Source organism: Nocardia arseniciresistens, assembly GCF_046764875.1.
GTDB classification, from domain to species: Bacteria; Actinomycetota; Actinomycetes; order Mycobacteriales; family Mycobacteriaceae; genus Nocardia; species Nocardia arseniciresistens.
In genome coordinates this window covers 15475-31963 of record NZ_JBKORD010000029.1, presented here as the reverse complement: position 1 = coordinate 31963, position 16489 = coordinate 15475, and the positions used below count along the sequence as shown (strand labels likewise).

The following is a 16489-nucleotide window of genomic DNA, read 5'->3' as shown; positions in this document are numbered from 1 at the left end:
GTTCGGCGCGGTCGAATCATTGCGCGCGCGTGCGATTGCCGACCCGGGCGGAGCAATGGGTTGCGGGCGATGCAGCACAGCGAGACACACCACTTCGCGGTGGTGCAGCTACTCGCCGCCTCCACAACCACAATGTGAAAATGCGCAGATCAGATGGTGTTTTCTGGTGCGCGAGGCGGCCGAGTTCGATATGATTAGAACATGCGTTCGAATGGTGGGGTAACAGAGCAGCGGGTCGGCGACCCGTTGCTCACCGCTGTCACCGGGCTGCTCGAACACCCCCTGGCCGGACTGTCCGATGACAGGGTCACCGAGCTGCTGCGCGACGTCGAACGCAGCACTCGGATGCTGACCGCCCTCACCAATCGGTTGACAGTGGAGGTCGTCGAACGCCATATCCCCGCGAGGGTCGGCGCACACGGCCCGAAAGGGTTCCTGATGGAAACCCTGCGCCTGTCCAGCCAGGAAGCAGGCCGCCGCATCGCAGCTGCGCGTTCGCTCGGTACCTGGCACGACATGGCAGGAGAAGCGCACGAGCCACAACACCCGCGGACTGCCGCCGCCCTAGCCGACGGGGACATCTCCGCCGACCATGCCAGCCGGATCGCAGCGGTGTTGAAACGAGTCCCCGGGTCGACCGCCGATCCGGAATTCGAAGCGGCCGAACAGGTTCTGGCCGAACACGCGTGCACCGGTTCACCCGACGACATCGCCAAGGTGGGTGATGCGATCCTCGCCTACCTGGACCCCGACGGGAAGCTGACCGACGACGGGGATCGGAAACGGATGCGCGGGCTCATGATCGGGCACCAACGCGCCGACGGCATGTCCCCCATCCGCGGCGAGATCACGCCAACCCTGCGCGCGTTGCTGGATCCGGTAGTCGCAAAGATGGCCCGGCCCGGGATGAACAACCCCGACGACCCCGAAAGCCCGTCCGGCGATTGCGAATACGTGGACCGCGAGGCCATGGTCGCCGCCGCAGCGCGAGACACTCGCACCGCCGCACAACGCAATCACGATGCCTTGGTGGCGCTGCTGCAACCAGGAAGGTCGGCCGACCAGCTCGGTTCACACCGCGGGCTGCCGGTCTCCACCATCCTGACGATGAGCATCACCGACGTCGAACGCGCCGCCGGAGTCGCGACCACCGCCACCGGCGGCACCGTCCCCCTCGCCGAAGCGTTGAAGCTCGCCGAACGGTCCCAACCATTCCTGATGGTGTTCGACCACCAAGGAGTGCCACTGCATTTCGGACGCACCAAACGCCTTGCTACCGCAGCACAACGGATGGCATTGATCGCATCGGTGCGCGGCTGCACCCGCCCCGGCTGCGACGCTCCCGCCAGCCTGTGCGCCACCCATCATGTGACCGACTGGATCAAGAACGGTCCGACCGACATAGACAACGAAACCTTGGCCTGCGATCACTGTCACGCCCTCGTCAACGACGGACCGAACGGCTGGAAAACCGTTGCACTGGGACCGGATTCGACACACCCCGGTCGTACCGCGTGGATCGCACCACCGCACATCGACCCCACCCGCACCCCACGGGTCAACAACCGCCACCACCCCGGCGAACTCCTTGCCGAAGCCATGTCCCGAATCCACCACCGCAACGAACAACACCGTCAGTCGCCGAAGCAACTCCAGCGGCCGGACAAACACGCCGCCTGACCACCAGCCCGAGTCGTCGCGGACGCAGCGACAGTATTCGATGATCCCGGCGGAGCTGCGCTCGACCATCAGCGGCGCACAGAACACTGAATACGCTCGCGTCGCCGGCACGTCTTACGATCTGAACCGTCAGTGCCAGAACGTGTTCAGTCCAGTCCACGAGTCGCCCGACATATCCTCCGTAGGACCAGAGGTCAGAGTGATCGTCGAGAATTCGGTGCACCAGCAACCGAAGAGAAGTGTCCGAGAACATCACCACAGCCAGTCGAGCACGCTGGAAGCCGTGTGCCTGCCTCCAAAAGCTGCGGAAGAGAAAGCCGGGTACCCCACCTGACGTGCCCAGCACTGCCCGGTCATCCGCTGGAAGGTGAGATCCGCTCCCAGACGGGGGAACGCTACGGAAGTTCTGCCTCACGTTCGGCTTGCCAGGCTGCGGTTCGGGGTGGTGGTCATGCACAAACTCATCCAGACCGCTGCCCAAGGATGGTTCGGCATTCAGTGGTTCTACCGGGAGTAATGCTGGGCGCGTCAGGTGGTTCCCGGCCTTCTCTTCCGCAGCCCGGGTAGGCAGGCAGCGGCTTCCAGCATGAGGACTGGCCGTGGTTGCCTATCGGACAAAATCGTCCTGACATTTGTGTTGTCACGCCCGCTCGAGCAGATCCCCAGGTGCTGTACTCAGCACGGGTTGCCGCAGCCGTGAAGGCGGACCACTCGGTCGAAGTGAAAAGCAACGCCGGACCGGACGGGTCCTTCGAATCACGAACGCCAACTCGGTCATTCGAGAGGAGCGCGACCTCGGCACACCTCTTGCCACCTCCGTCACCTGGTCGGCCGACACGACGAATTTCGTCTAATGCCGCCCTGAGCCGGCTTCGATCGGGCTCGAAGTCAGGTACCGCTGCAGGGTCGGGCCGATGTCCGCGATGATTTCCGCGCGCGTCAAAGCGACCACCGGCGGCAGTTCGAGCACGTAGCGGCACAGGGCCAGCCCGAGCAGCTGGGTGACTACCAGTCCGCCGCGACGCTGAGCGTCGGCCGGGTCGCCGACGCGAAGTACCGCGGGTAGTACCTGTTCGGCGAAGATCTGCCGGAACCGTTGGCTCACACCTTCATCGGTGATCGACGATCGCATCAGAATCACCAGAACGTTGGTGTCGGCCCGGTCCTCCCAGATGTCCAGGAATCGGCGCACAAGCAACTCGCCGAGGGCGTCGGGATCGGCGGCGGTGAGATCGGGCAGATCGAGGCTCACGTCGACCGCGGCCGCGAACAGGCCATCCTTGCTACCGAAGTAGCGCATCACCATGGACGGATCAATCGCGGCGTCGGCCGCGATGGCGCGGATCGTCGCCGTGCGAAAACCCTCGGCGGCGAAGCGGGCGCGCGCGGCTTCGAGGATCGCGGCGCGGGTCGCATCCGAGCGGCGAGCAGGCGGTTGATCAGGCACTACGGTCATGCCAACAAGTGTAGGCCAACAACTGTTGACTTACGAGCCCGGCCCGGCTTACAGTTATGCCAACGAGCGTTGGCCTACAGATGTTGACCTAGGAGTTCTAATGAGCACCACCCCGAGCAACAAGCTTCCGGACACTACCGCCGTGGTGATCGTCGGAGCCGGGCCCGCCGGACTGACCGCGGCGATCACCCTCGCCGATGCCGGCGTCGACTTCGTGCTGCTCGACCAGCTTGCCGAGGGCACCAACACTTCTCGTGCCGCAGTGGTGCACGCGAGGACCCTCGAGATGCTGAAAGAACTCGGTATCGCGGATGAACTCATCACCCGGGGCGTCGTGGTGCCGACCTTCACCGTCCATGACGGCGGCCGCACACTGGCCACGGTGGGGTTCGACAACCTTCCCACCGAGTACCCCTACACCCTCATGGTTCCGCAGGACACTACCGAGACCGTGCTGCTCGGCCGGCTGCGCAAGGCAGGCGGCGACGTGCACCGGCCTTATGAGATTACCCGGGTCGTCGAGGAAAATGACGCCGTCACGGTGGAATACACCGATGGCACCGGCTCGAGCGGCGCAATCCGCGCCGACTACCTGATCGGCGCCGACGGTATGCACAGCGTGGTCAGGGAGCAGGCGAACATCGGCTTCACCGGCGACACCTACCCAGCCTCCTTCGTGCTCGCCGACGTCAGGATGAATTGGCCGATCGCGCGCAACGAAGTGGCGCTGCATCTTTCGCCGGAGGGCATCACCGTGGTCGCCCCGCTGCCCGACGACACCGAACCCAACCGCTATCGCGTTGTCGCCACCGTCGACGAGGCGCCCAAGCAGCCGACCGCGGCCGACATTCAAACGATCCTCGACACCCGCGGCCCCGGTGGTGACGTCAAAGTCCTTGAGGTGCAGTGGAGTTCACGCTTCCGGGTGCACCACCGCGTCGCCGACCGCTACCGCGCAGGGCGCATCCTGCTCGCGGGAGACGCCGCGCACGTGCACAGCCCCGCTGGCGGGCAGGGCATGAACATCGGCATCCAGGACGCGGCCTTCCTCGGCCCGCTGCTCGCGAGGGTCGTCAACGGCGAGCCGGACACGATCCTCGACAGCTACGAAACCACCCGCCGCCCAGTGGCACTCGGCGTCGTCGCCTTCACCGACCGGATGACCAAGACGGCCACTCTGCGCCCGCTTCCAGCACGATTCGTCCGCAATACCGCGATATCGCTGCTGACCCGCATCCCCGCGGTTCGCAATAAGCTGGCCTTCCGCCTCGCCGAACTCGCCAACCGCTGAAACTCGATCAGCAAGCTGACAACACGGTCCGCAGCCCTGCGGACGGTGTACATCTGCGCCCGGCAGTTCTACTGAATCCCGACCCTGGTCCGGTGCATCGAGCTGTCGGTGAAATCCACCTGCCGGTCCGCGTTCGACAGCGCGGTCACCATGCAGGTCCCGAACGATCCGGATCTGTCGAACAGGGTCGCGCTACCCACGGCGATCCCGTCCACACTGATGTGACTGTCGGCCTCCAGCCCGATCTCCGGACCGATGGCGGGCCGCGCAAGCGCAAGCGTCAGATCGGTATTGATGAACCCGATCCCCTCGCTGCCCCAGTTTGTCATCATGCTCGTCGCTTCACCGATCATCGCGGCACCGGCGAAAGCCGACGGCGTCTCCCCCTCCAGCACCGACATCGGCACCTGCCAGGTACGTTTGCGTCCGTCGTTCTGGTGCTCGCCGATCCGGGTCGACCAGCCATCGGGGCGGCCGTCGCTGTTCCACAGCGGCGGTGTCGGCCCCTCAGCGATCGACACAGTCGGCGGCTGCGGACCGTCGGCGCGGGTCCAGACCCGTCCGGGCGGTTGCTCCGACCGCTTCAAGAAGATCGCCGTCGCTCGGGCCACGTCCGCGCCGTCCTGCATCAGCGCGGCATCGGCAACCAGGATCCGCTTCCCCTCGCGAACCAGCTCGGTCACCACGGTCACCGGCTTGTTCAGCGTCGGCCGGAACAGGTCGACGGTCAGCCGCGCGGGCGTGAACCCGGCCGAACAGTGCTGCAATTCCAGCGCCCTCGCCATCAGGCCGCATATCGCGGGCCCGTTGATCATCTTCGACGACCAAGCGCTCGCGGCGAACGGCAATGGCTCGAAGCCGCGCTCGGTGGCTGCGAAAAACGCGTAGGGCGTTGCCAATTGGATCTCCTATCAGCCGCAGCGATCGACGAACGGCAAGGGCCGCCGCTGGTTCGCGGCAGCCCTTGCCGTTGTCGGTCGTCCTACAGTCTTACTTGCCGCTCGCCCCGAGGTGCTCATCGGCCGGGCGAATCTTGGTCTGCTCCTTGGCCCAGCGGTAATCCGGCTTGCCCGCGGGCGAGCGCTTGATCTCGTCGACGAACCACAGGCTGCGCGGCTGCTTGTACGGCGCGATCTCGTTGGTCAACATCGGCCGGAGCTCTTCGAGCGAAGGGCGATTCGCGCTGCGACACTGCACAACCGCAACGACCCGCTGGCCCCACCGTTCGTCCTCGACACCGACCACCAGCGCGTCGAAGATCTCCGGGTGCGACTTGAGCGCGCCCTCCACCTCTTCCGGGTAGATCTTCTCGCCACCACTGTTGATGCTCACCGAACCGCGACCGAGCATCGTCACGGTGCCGTCTTCCTCGACCCTGGCGTAGTCGCCGGGGATCGAGTAGCGAATACCGTTGATCTCCTTGAAGGTTTCCGCGGTCTTCGCTTCGTCCTTGTAGTAGCCGATCGGAATGTGGCCCTTGCGGGCGAGGATGCCGACCACACCCGAACCGGCCGCCACCGGATGGCCGTCCTCGCCGAGCACCTCGGTGGACGCATCGATCTTCACGCGGGGTCCACCGGTGTGGGTAGCCCCCTTGGTGACGATGGACAGGCCACCGAAACCGGTCTCCGACGAGCCGATGGAGTCCGAGAGCATCCGGTTCGGCAGCAGCTCGAGGAACTGATCCTTGAGCGCGGGGGAGAACAGTGCGGCACTGCTGGCCAGCACGTACAGCGTCGAAAGGTCATAGGGCTTACCGGTTTCCGGATTGCCTTCGATCAACGCGTCGAGCATCGGACGCGCCATGGCGTCACCGGTGATAAAGATGAGGTTGATCCCGTGACGATCGATGTGCTGCCACACGCCGTGCCCGCTGAACTCCGGGATCATCACGGCCTTGCCACCGCCGAACAGGCTGTGGAAGGTGGCCCACTGCGAGCCACCGTGGATCATCGGCGGAATCGGGAAGCGCACCATCTGTGGGTTGGCCGCGCCGACCTTGGCCAATTCCCATTCGTCATCGACGTATTCGCCGGTGACGAAGTTGATGCCGGCGCCGAGCACCCGCCACACATCCTCCTGCCGCCACATCACGCCCTTCGGCAGGCCGGTGGTGCCGCCGGTGTAGAGCATGTACAGGTCGTCAGGAGACCGATCGCCGAAGTTGCGCTCGCCGGAGGACTGCTCGAGCACCGCCTCGTATTCCACCGAATCCGCTGCGGTGGGAATCGCGGCGGACGTATCGTCGTCGTCGACGACGATGACCGTCTTCAGTAGCGGAGTATTCGAGCGAACCCCGGCCACCCTTTCGCTGAAGCGGCGCTCGTGGATCAGTGCGACCATGTCCGAGTTGTCGAAGATGTGCTGTAACTCGTTCTCGACGTATCGAAAGTTGACGTTGATCATCACGGCCCGCGCCTTGAAGATCGCGACCATGGCCTCGACGGCCTCGATCGTGTTGCGCGAGTAGATGCCCACCTTGTCACCCGGCTGGACGCCTTGTTTCAGCAGGTAGTTGGCCAACTTGTTGGCCCGCTCCTCCAGCTGCGCGTAAGTCACCTCACGGCCGTCGTCGGCCAGCGCTACGCGGTCGGGCATGAGATCGATGGCGTGTTCGACTAAGTCCGCTATGTTGTAGCTCACAGAGCTAAAAATAGAACGTGTTACTGTTTCTGACAAGGCTCGAGCGTCAGGAGATTGAGATATGCCAGATTGCCTCGTCGAGAAGCGCGATCATGTCCTCATCGTCACTATGAATCGTCCGGAGGCTCGCAACGCGCTTTCGGGCGAAATGATGGCGATCATGCGCGACGCGTGGGACCAGGTCGACAGCGATCCCGACATCCGGGTCGCGATCTTGACCGGCGCGGGCGGCGCGTTCTGTGCGGGTGCGGATCTGAAGGCGATGACGACCAAGCACCCCGGCGACTCCTTCGCGGGCGGTGGCTGGGATCTTTCGAAGATCGAGGCACTGCTCAAGGGGCGTCGGCTCACCAAGCCGCTGATCGCGGCGGTGGAGGGACCCGCCATCGCGGGCGGCACCGAGATCCTCCAGGGCACCGACATCCGAGTGGCCGGCGAGAGCGCGAAATTCGGTGTGTCCGAGGCGCGTTGGGGCCTCTTCCCGCTCGGCGGCTCGGCGGTGCGGCTGGTTCGCCAGATTCCTTACACCGTCGCCGCGGACATTCTGCTCACCGGTCGGCACGTCACCGCGACCGAGGCCAAGGAGATCGGTTTGATCGGGCATGTGGTGCCGGACGGCACCGCCCTCGACAAAGCGCTCGAGCTTGCCGCACAGATCGCGGCCAACGGGCCGCTCGCGGTGCAGGCCATCCTGCGCACCATCCGTGACACCGAGGGCATGCACGAGGAAGCGGCCTTCAAGATCGATGCCGAACTCGGCGCCGCGGTCTTCAAGTCGGCCGATGCGAAGGAGGGCCCGAAAGCCTTCGCGGAGAAGCGCAAGCCCACTTTCTCCGGCAGCTGACGAATTTCTCCGCCAGCTGATTCCTCCGGCAGTCTCTAGTGGCCCGGGTAGTCCATCCAGAACGGCTCCCACTGGTGGCCGTCCGGGTCGATGAAGGTGCGGCCGTGCATGCCGACCTGCGCCTCCTGTGCCCGCTTGTCCTCGTTCACCTCTTCGATGGCCCCGGCGGCCAATGCCGCGGCGGTGAGCGTGTCGACCTCTTCGGCGCTGGACAACGCGAGCGCATACGCGGCGCCGATGGTCGACACGGTGTCCCCCAGAGGTCGTTTGCTGAAGGTCGGGAAGAAGTCTCTGGTCAACAGCATCAGGCAGATATTGTCGTCGACCACGATGCACGCCGCATTCTCATCGGTGAAGTCCTGATTCACCTTCCAGCCGAGAGCCTCATAGAAGTTCTTCGACCGGTCCAGGTCGGCGACAGGGAGGTTGATAAAGATCATCTTGCTGCTCATGTTCGGCGTCCTTGCTCTCGGTCCATGCGTGGTCCGTCTTTCTGTTCATAAATGGAGACGGACCGACTACCCGGAATTCATCGGACCGGCATTGTGATGCCGGTCGTTGTCTCCAACACGGCGCCACCGGCACTGATGATGATCTTGATTCCGCAGGTAGGGCCCTTTTAGCTCTGTAATGTGTCAGTGGCCTGTGGCAGGGTCATTTCCATGACCGACTTGTCCGGCGATACCGCTGGCCTCGCCCCTGACGTCTCCTCTTCCTTCGAGGGCCATCGGCGGGAGCTGTGCGCTTACACCTACCGAATGCTCGGATCGTCCTTCGAGGCGGAGGATGCGGTACAGGAAACCTTCACCCGCGCCTGGAGGTCCTACGACTCGTTCGAAGGCCGGGCCAGCCTACGGTCCTGGCTGTACCGCATCGCCACCAATGTCTGCCTGGACATGCTCGACGGTCCGCAGCGCCGCGCGCGGCCGATGGATCTGGCCGGGCCGTCGCGACCGGACGCGCCGCTGCCCATGCCGCAGCCGGACTACGTGTGGATCGAGCCGATCCCCAACGCCCTCGCCTTCGGGGCGGACCCCGCCGAGCACGCGAGCGCCAAAGACACCCTCCGGCTCGCCTTCGTCGCCGCCTGTCAGCACCTGCCCGCTACCCAGCGCGCCATTCTCATCATGCGCGAGGTGCTGCGCTTCTCGGCAAGCGAAACCGCCGAGGCCCTCACCATGTCCCCCGCATCGGTGAACAGCGCGCTACAGCGCGCGAGGGCGACCATGTCGAAGATCCAGCCCGCGGACACCGACACCTATGACGAAACCAATGAGGACCAGCGCAGACTGGTCGACGACTTCGTCAAGGCGTTCGAGGCCTATGACATGGACACGCTGACCACACTGCTGAAAGCGGATGTGGCACTGTCCATGCCGCCGCTCGAGCTGTGGATCTCCGGCCCCGAGAACGTGGCCGCTTTCATGCTCGGCCACGGCCATGCCTGCCGCGATTCCCGGCTGATTCGCCTGGAGGGCGCGAACGGCCTGCCCGCCTTCGGCCACTACAAGCCGAGCGACGAGCCCGGCGTGTGGATCCCGTGGTCGATCACGGTGCTCGAGCTCGACGGCGACACGGTCGCCGGACTCAACTTCTTCCTCGATACCGACAAGCTGTTCCCGCTGTTCGGCCTCTCGAAGGAACTGCGCGAGCCGGCCTGAGCCGACGCTCTCACGCAACGAAAACCGCCCCGCTACTTCGGATTTCGATCCGGGTGGCGGGGCGGTTCGGTTGTCTGCGCCTAGGAGGTAGAAAGGTAACTTTCCTTGAGTTTGCGCTTGTAGAGCTTGCCGTTGGGGTCGCGCGGGAGCTCGGGAAGGTAGTCGATCGAGCGCGGCATCTTGTACTTCGCCAATTGTGTTGCGGCGAAGGCGAGTAGCTCGGCGGTGAGGTCGTCGTCGCCGGTAAAGCCTTCCGCGGGCTGCACCACCGCCTTCACCTCCTGGCCCCAGTCCGCATGCGGCAGGCCGAAGACCGCGACGTCGGCAACCTTCGGATGGGTGATCAGCACGCTCTCGATCTCGGCGGGATAGATGTTCACGCCACCGGAGAGGATCAGGTCCGAGCGGCGGTCATGCAGGTAGAGGTAGCCGTCCTCGTCGAGGTGGCCGATATCGCCGACGGTGAACAGGTCGCGGACCCTCGACTCCTCGGTCTTCTCCTTGGCGTGGTGGTACTCGAAGCTCGACGCACCCATCTTCATGTAGACCAGCCCCGTTTCCCCCGTGGGCACCTCGGAGCCGTCGTCTTCGCTGAGCACCTTGATCACCGACCACGGCCAGGCCTTACCGACCGAGCCCGGCTTGAGCAGCCACTCGGTGCCGTTGATCACCGTGCCACCGCCCTCGGTGGCCGCGTAGTACTCGGTGACGGTCGGGCCCCACCATGCCAGCATCTGCCGCTTGGTCTCCTGTGGGCACGGCGCCGCACCGTGCACCATGCTGCGCAGCGAGGACACGTCGTACTTCGCGCGCACCTCATCGGGCAGCGCGAGCAGCCGATGGAACTGGGTCGGCACCATATGGCTGTGGGTCACTCGATGCTTGTCGATGAGCCGCAACATGTCCTCGGCGTCCCAGCGGTCCATCAGAACAACCTTGTGTCCCAGCTGAATCGAGATGGTCGCCCAGTTCAGCACCGCCGTGTGATAGAGCGGCGAGCCACAGATGTGCACGTGATCGTCATAGGGGTCCAGGCCGAACAACCCGAAGAAAGCATTCGTATGCGGCGGAATGACATCCGGATCCGCGCCGGTCAGCGGGCGGCGAACACCCTTGGGGCGCCCCGTGGTTCCCGAGGTGTAGAGCATCGGCGCACCGGTTGTCCTGTTGTCCGGACGGCCGGTGTCGGCGGCGCCGAGCCAGGCCACCGACTTGAAGCCCGCTATCTCGCCTACCGCGAAGCGTGCCGTCGCGGGCAATCCCGCCTCATCGGCGGCGGCGATCGCGGCCGCGGCGAACCGGTCACTTGCGATGAACGCCTTCGCCTCGCTGTCGGCCAGGATGTAGGCGACTTCCGGGCCGGTCAGGTGCCAGTTCACCGCGACGATATACAACCCGGCCTGGTAGGCCGCGAAGTAGGCGGCGACCGCCTCGATGCAGTTGTGCACCATGCTGACAAGCACGTCACCTGGCTGTAGGCCCAGCGCCCGCAGGCCGGTGCCGTAGCGGTTTGCGAGGGTGGCCAATTCGCGATACGTCACCTCACGGCCCGTTGGATCGACCACGGCGATTCGATCGGGTTCCGCGTCAGCGATGTTCCACAGACCGAGAATTTCTACTGACTCCTGCCCCGGGGAACGGCGAGCAGGCGGAGCCGACGGGGTGGGTGAATTCGTCACCCCTACGAATCTAGAACGTGTTCTACATCTGTACAAGGGGTGTGAGCCGATGCAATTGCTCGACATCGGGAACAGACACCAGCATCTCGGTCACACCGGCCGCCTCCCAGACCCCGAGCTGCTTACGAATATGCTCCTCGTCGCCGATGATCGCGGTATCCAAAATCAGCTCATCGGGCACCAGCGCGGCCGCCTCGGCCTTCTTGCCTGCCTGGTAGAGCCTGCCGATCTCGTCGACCTCACGGTCGTAGCCCATCCGCCGATACACCTGCGCGTGGAAATTCATCTCCGGCGCGCCCATGCCGCCGATGTAGAGCGCCATGATCCAGCGCATCCGCTCGATCTCGCTCTTGGCATCGTCGGTCAGCACCACCTGACAACTCGCGGCGATCTCGAAATTTTCCCGCGAACGCCGCGCGCCGGCCCGCGCGAAGCCCTCGTCGAGCCAGTCGTTGTACATCCCGGCCAGCCGCGGCGCGTAGTAGATCGCCAGCCAGCCGTCGGCGATCTCGGCCGTCAGCGCGACGTTCTTCGGGCCTTCCGCACCGAGCCAGATCGGCAAATCCGCTCGTAGTGGATGCACGATCGGCTTGAGCGGCTTACCGAGCCCGGTCGAACCCGGTCCGGCGTAGGGCAGCGGATACTGCGGCCCCGCATTGGTGACCGGCGCCTGACGCGCGAGCACCTTACGGATGATGTCGACGTACTCCCTGGTGCGCTGCAACGGCTTGGCGAACGGCTGCCCGTACCAGCCCTCAACCACCTGCGGGCCGGAGACACCGAGCCCGAGGACCGCCCGGCCGCCGCTGAGATGGTCGAGCGTCAGCGCGTGCATCGCGGTCGCGGCGGGCGTTCGCGCGGACATCTGGACCACCGAGGTACCGAGGCGAACCCGCCGCGTCGACGATCCCCACCACATCAGCGGCCCGAAGGCGTCCGACCCCCAGGATTCGGCGGCGAATACGGCGTCGAACCCGGCCGCCTCGGCGGCAATCACCAACTCACCGGCATTCTGCGGCGGTTGCGCCATCCAGTACCCGAGCTGCAATCCGAACTTCACGATCGACCTCTTTCCAGCCAACTTCTTGCCAGCAGAATAAGAACCTGTTCTACTCGACATTGTGACTCAGGGGAATACCGTATCCGGCACAATCGCGGATGAGAGAGGGTCGGATTTGAACACCGTGCCTGATGTACTCAGCGCGCCCCTCCGGGTGCGATTCGACTACACCCGATCGGTCGGACCGACCATCGGCAACTTCCTGACCAAGCTGCGCGCCCGCAAGATCGTGGGCGTACGCGGCTCTGACGGGCGGGTGCTCGTGCCGCCGCCGGAATACGATCCGATCACCTCCGCGCCACTCACCGAGTTCGTCGACGTGGCCGACACCGGCACGGTGCAATCGTGGACTTGGGTCCATGATCCACTGCCCGGCCAGCCCTTCGATCGCCCGTTCGCCTGGGCGTTGATCAAGCTCGACGGCGCGGACACGGCGCTGCTGCACGCCGTCGACGTGGCCGACCCCGACGCCATCCATAGCGGCCAGCGCGTGGCCGCAAGGTGGGCGGCCGAGACCGAGGGCAGTATCAAGGACATCGCCTGCTTCGAGCCCGGCGAAACATCCAACGCACCAGCGGAATCCGTCGACGACGCCGAGCCGGTCACGGTGATCACCACTCCGGTCGACCTCGACTACAAGCACACCGCCTCGCCGCAGGAGACCATCTACCTGCGCGGACTTGCCGAAGGCAAGCTGCTCGGCGGGCGCACCGACGCCGGGGGCAAGGTGTACTTCCCGCCGCGCGGCGCTAACCCGACCAACGGCAGGCCGACCGACGAGATCGTCCAGCTGTCCGACCGCGGCACCGTCACCACGTTCTGCATCGTGAACGTTCCGTTCCTCGGACAGCGCATCAAGCCGCCGTATGTGGCGGCCTACGTGCTGCTCGACGGTGCCGACATCCCGGTGCTGCACCTGGTCCTCGGGTGCGAGGCGAGCGAGGTGCGGATGGGCATGAAGGTGGAAGCGGTGTGGAAGCCGCGCGAGGAATGGGGCTACGGGTTGGAGAACGTGGACCACTTCCGTCCCACGGGCGAGCCCGACGCCGAATACGACACCTACTCCCATCACCTCTAGAGAGGCCCACGTGACCGACAACGCAACCGACATCGCGGTCGTGGGTTTCGCCCACGCACCGCACGTGCCGGAAACCTTCGGCACCACCAACGGTGTCGAGATGCTGGTGCCCATCTTCCAGCAGCTCTACACCCAGCTCGGCATCACCAAATCCGATATCGACTTCTGGTGCTCGGGATCCTCCGACTACCTTGCCGGACGGGCCTTCTCGTTCATCTCGGCAATCGATGCCATCGGCGCCGTGCCGCCGATCAACGAATCCCACGTGGAGATGGACGCCGCATGGGCGCTCTACGAGGCCTTCGTAAAACTGCGTTCCGGGCAGGCGACGACCGCGCTGGTGTACGGCTTCGGCAAGTCCTCCGCCGGCACGCTGCGCCAGGTCCTCACCATGCAGCTCGATCCCTATCTGGTCGCACCGCTGTGGCCGGACTCGCTGTCCATCGCGGGCTTGCAGGCGCGCGCCGGACTCGATAGCGGTCGCTGGACCGAACGCGATATGGCGGCGGTGGCCGCCGGTATCACCGGCGCCGGCGGTGACATCAAAAGCCTGCTCGGCACACCGTATGTGGCCGACCCGCTACGCGCGCACGACGTCGCGCCGATCACCGATGGTGCGGCGGCGGTCGTGCTCGCCGTCGGCGACCGGGCCCGCGAACTCTGCGAGCGCCCGGCCTGGATCACCGGAATGGCGCACCGCGTGGACACCGGTCAACTCGGCGCCCGCGATCTGACCGTCTCCCCCTCGACTTCGGCTGCCGCCCAAGCGGTTACCGGCGGCGATACCAGCGGCTTCGACATCGCCGAACTACACGCGCCGTTCAGCCACCAGCAGCTGATCCTCGCCGAGGCGATCGGCCTGAAGCCCGAAACAACCGTGAACCCCTCGGGCGGCGCGTTGGCGGCCAATCCGATGTTCGCCGCCGGACTCGAGCGGATCGGCTTCGCGGCAAGGGCCATCATGGCGGGCACCGCGAATCGCGCACTCGCCCATGCCACCAGCGGCCCCGTGCTACAGCAGAATCTTGTGACTGTTTTGGAGAACCGATGACGTTACCGGCTGCGGTGCTCGGCACCGGACAAACCCATCACGTGACGAAACGGACCGATGTGTCCATGGCGGGCATGTGTCGCGAGGCAATAGATCGCGCGCTCGAGGATTCGGGCCTCACCATCGCCGATATCGACGCGGTGGTGGTGGGGAAGGCGCCCGACCTGTTCGAGGGCGTCATGATGCCCGAGCTCTATCTGGCGGATGCGTTGGGCGCCACTGGAAAACCGCTGCTTCGCGTACATACCGCAGGCTCCGTCGGCGGCTCGACCGGCGTCGTCGCCGCGAACCTGGTGCAGGCCGGGGTGCACAAGCGCGTGTTGGCGATCGCATGGGAGAAGCAGTCGGAATCGAATGCCATGTGGGCGTTGTCGATTCCCGTGCCGTTCACGATGCCGGTCGGCGCGGGCGCGGGCGGATACTTCGCGCCGCACGTCCGTTCCTACATTCGTCGCTCCAACGCACCGAGCCACATCGGCGCGATGGTCGCGGTGAAGGATCGGCGCAACGGCGCCAAGAACCCCCTCGCGCATCTGCACCAGCCGGATATCACGCTGGAAAAGGTGCTGGCATCCCAAATGCTGTGGGATCCCATCAGATTCGACGAGACCTGCCCATCCTCCGACGGTGCCTGCGCGGTAGTGATCGGCGACGAGGAAGCAGCGACCGTCGCTGAAGCCGCCGGCAAGAAGGTGGCGTGGGTACACGGCACCGCGATGCGCACCGAACCGACCACCTTCGCCGGACGCGATCAGGTGAATCCGCAGGCAGGCCAGGACGCCGCTGCCGCGCTGTGGAAGGCGGCGGGGATCACCGATCCGCTCGCCGAAATCGACGTCGCCGAAATCTACGTGCCATTCTCATGGTTCGAACCGATGTGGCTGGAGAACCTCGGATTCGTGCCGCCGGGCGACGGCTGGAAACTCACCGACAAGGGCGAGACAGAAATCGGCGGCACGCTGCCGGTCAATCCCTCCGGCGGGGTGCTCTCCTCGAATCCCATCGGCGCGTCCGGGCTCATCCGTTTCGCCGAGGCCGCCAAGCAGGTGATGGGCCGGGCGGGTGCGTATCAGGTCGAAAATGCCAAGAAGGCGCTGGGCCACGCGTATGGCGGTGGCTCGCAGTACTTCTCGATGTGGGTCGTCGGATCCGAGCGGCGATGAAGTTCACCGCTAGCGTCGCGCTGAGCCCGATCGAACAGTTGCCGGAACTGGCGAAGACCGCCGAGGAATGCGGTTTCGCTTCCGTCGCACTGCCCGACTCGTTGTTCTACATGAAGTCCGCGGCGGCGAAATATCCATACACCGCCGACGGCAGTCGCTTCTGGGGACCGGAGACGCCATGGGTCGACCCGCTCATCGGGGCGACCGCCATGGCAGCGGTGACCAGCCGGATCCGCTTCTACACCAACGTCCTCAAGCTCGGATCCCGCAATCCACTGCTGCTGGCAAGGCAGGTCGGCTCGGTCGCCAACCTGTCCGGTAACCGGTTCGGGTTCGGCGTCGGAATCGGATGGGCCCCAGAGGAATTCGAGTGGTGCGGCGTTCCATACGCGCGGCGCGGCGCCAGGGTCGACGAAATGATCGAGGTCATCAAGCTCGCACTGGGCGGCGGCATGGTCGAATTCCACGGCGAGTTCTTCGATTTCGACCCACTACAGATCAGCCCGGCTCCGACCGAGCCGGTGCCGTTCTACGTCGGCGGACATACCGAGCCCGCGCTGCGGCGCGCCGCCAAGATCGGCGACGGCTGGACCTCGGCGATGATGACCTACGACGAGCTCCGCGCGACGATCGGCAAGCTCGGCGCGCTGCGCACCGAATATGGCAGGGACAGTGTGCCGTTCGAGATCCAGGCGGTGTGCATCGACCGGTTCGGCCGATCCGGATATCAGAATCTGGCCGATGCCGGAGTGACCGACACGATCGTGATCCCGTGGCTTGCCGACGGTATCGGCTTCGACGGTGAGCTTGCGGCCAAACAGGATTCGATGCGCCGGTTCGCCGAAAAGAATATCGAGGATCCCATCGTCGCGAAGGTATGAGT

General features: G+C 65.2%; 15 protein-coding genes. 8 read left to right on the top strand and 7 right to left on the bottom strand.

Annotated features, from left to right (window positions below; translation table 11 throughout):
* Positions 1-201: 201 nt before the first annotated feature.
* Positions 202-1680, top strand: a complete 1479-nt coding sequence (locus ACLMAJ_RS36320) for an HNH endonuclease signature motif containing protein (RefSeq protein WP_412018443.1) — start codon at positions 202-204, stop codon at positions 1678-1680.
* Between the two features lie 461 nt (positions 1681-2141).
* Here the strand turns inward: ACLMAJ_RS36320 and ACLMAJ_RS36315 are convergent, their stop codons facing one another.
* Together ACLMAJ_RS36315 and ACLMAJ_RS36310 are read right to left on the bottom strand one after the other, a co-directional pair.
* On the bottom strand, positions 2142-2525 hold the full coding sequence (locus ACLMAJ_RS36315) for a DUF397 domain-containing protein (protein ID WP_412018477.1): 384 nt from the start codon (positions 2523-2525) through the stop codon (positions 2142-2144).
* A 5-nt stretch (positions 2526-2530) separates the two neighbouring features.
* Positions 2531-3136 carry a TetR/AcrR family transcriptional regulator gene (locus ACLMAJ_RS36310; RefSeq protein WP_412018442.1) on the bottom strand — a complete coding sequence of 202 codons (606 nt, stop codon included), beginning with the start codon at positions 3134-3136 and terminating at the stop codon, positions 2531-2533.
* A 100-nt stretch (positions 3137-3236) separates the two neighbouring features.
* Here ACLMAJ_RS36310 and ACLMAJ_RS36305 point away from each other — a divergent pair, with 100 nt between their 5' ends.
* Positions 3237-4427, top strand: coding sequence for an FAD-dependent oxidoreductase (locus ACLMAJ_RS36305; protein ID WP_412018441.1), 1191 nt, complete (start codon positions 3237-3239; stop codon positions 4425-4427).
* A 68-nt stretch (positions 4428-4495) separates the two neighbouring features.
* Here ACLMAJ_RS36305 and ACLMAJ_RS36300 read toward each other — a convergent pair whose 3' ends face one another.
* Positions 4496-5326: a thioesterase family protein gene (locus ACLMAJ_RS36300; RefSeq protein WP_412018440.1), complete on the bottom strand. Its 831-nt coding sequence runs from the start codon at positions 5324-5326 to the stop codon at positions 4496-4498.
* A gap of 91 nt (positions 5327-5417) precedes the next feature.
* Positions 5418-7070 (bottom strand): acyl-CoA synthetase, encoded by a 1653-nt coding sequence (locus tag ACLMAJ_RS36295; protein ID WP_412018476.1) that lies wholly within the window; start codon positions 7068-7070, stop codon positions 5418-5420.
* A gap of 61 nt (positions 7071-7131) precedes the next feature.
* Here ACLMAJ_RS36295 and ACLMAJ_RS36290 point away from each other — a divergent pair, with 61 nt between their 5' ends.
* On the top strand, positions 7132-7914 hold the full coding sequence (locus ACLMAJ_RS36290; protein ID WP_412018439.1) for a crotonase/enoyl-CoA hydratase family protein: 783 nt from the start codon (positions 7132-7134) through the stop codon (positions 7912-7914).
* A gap of 35 nt (positions 7915-7949) precedes the next feature.
* On the opposite strand, the gene ACLMAJ_RS36285 is transcribed toward ACLMAJ_RS36290, so the two are convergent.
* Positions 7950-8366 carry a VOC family protein gene (locus ACLMAJ_RS36285; RefSeq protein WP_412018438.1) on the bottom strand — a complete coding sequence of 139 codons (417 nt, stop codon included), beginning with the start codon at positions 8364-8366 and terminating at the stop codon, positions 7950-7952.
* A 210-nt stretch (positions 8367-8576) separates the two neighbouring features.
* On the opposite strand from ACLMAJ_RS36285, the gene ACLMAJ_RS36280 reads away from it, so the two are divergent.
* Positions 8577-9575 carry a sigma-70 family RNA polymerase sigma factor gene (locus ACLMAJ_RS36280; protein WP_412018437.1) on the top strand — a complete coding sequence of 333 codons (999 nt, stop codon included), beginning with the start codon at positions 8577-8579 and terminating at the stop codon, positions 9573-9575.
* Between the two features lie 80 nt (positions 9576-9655).
* Here the strand turns inward: ACLMAJ_RS36280 and ACLMAJ_RS36275 are convergent, their stop codons facing one another.
* Both ACLMAJ_RS36275 and ACLMAJ_RS36270 read right to left on the bottom strand, forming a co-directional pair.
* Positions 9656-11254, bottom strand: coding sequence for an acyl-CoA synthetase (locus tag ACLMAJ_RS36275; RefSeq protein WP_412018436.1), 1599 nt, complete (start codon positions 11252-11254; stop codon positions 9656-9658).
* Between the two features lie 22 nt (positions 11255-11276).
* Positions 11277-12314 carry an LLM class F420-dependent oxidoreductase gene (locus tag ACLMAJ_RS36270; RefSeq protein ID WP_412018435.1) on the bottom strand — a complete coding sequence of 346 codons (1038 nt, stop codon included), beginning with the start codon at positions 12312-12314 and terminating at the stop codon, positions 11277-11279.
* A 115-nt stretch (positions 12315-12429) separates the two neighbouring features.
* Between ACLMAJ_RS36270 and ACLMAJ_RS36265 the strand changes: the two genes are divergently transcribed.
* Genes ACLMAJ_RS36265 through ACLMAJ_RS36250 form a run of 4 tightly spaced genes read left to right on the top strand, consistent with a single transcriptional unit; the run spans position 12430 to position 16487 of the window.
* Positions 12430-13392 (top strand): Zn-ribbon domain-containing OB-fold protein, encoded by a 963-nt coding sequence (locus tag ACLMAJ_RS36265; protein WP_412018434.1) that lies wholly within the window; start codon positions 12430-12432, stop codon positions 13390-13392.
* A gap of 10 nt (positions 13393-13402) precedes the next feature.
* A complete protein-coding gene (locus ACLMAJ_RS36260; protein WP_412018433.1) occupies positions 13403-14443 on the top strand; it encodes a thiolase domain-containing protein in 1041 nt (346 codons plus the stop codon).
* Positions 14440-15606, top strand: coding sequence for a thiolase domain-containing protein (locus ACLMAJ_RS36255; RefSeq protein ID WP_412018432.1), 1167 nt, complete (start codon positions 14440-14442; stop codon positions 15604-15606). Before ACLMAJ_RS36260 ends, ACLMAJ_RS36255 begins: the two co-directional genes overlap by 4 nt.
* Positions 15603-16487 carry a TIGR03619 family F420-dependent LLM class oxidoreductase gene (locus tag ACLMAJ_RS36250; protein ID WP_412018431.1) on the top strand — a complete coding sequence of 295 codons (885 nt, stop codon included), beginning with the start codon at positions 15603-15605 and terminating at the stop codon, positions 16485-16487. The genes ACLMAJ_RS36255 and ACLMAJ_RS36250 overlap by 4 nt, the downstream gene beginning before the upstream one ends.
* The last annotated feature ends 2 nt before the right edge of the window (positions 16488-16489 follow it).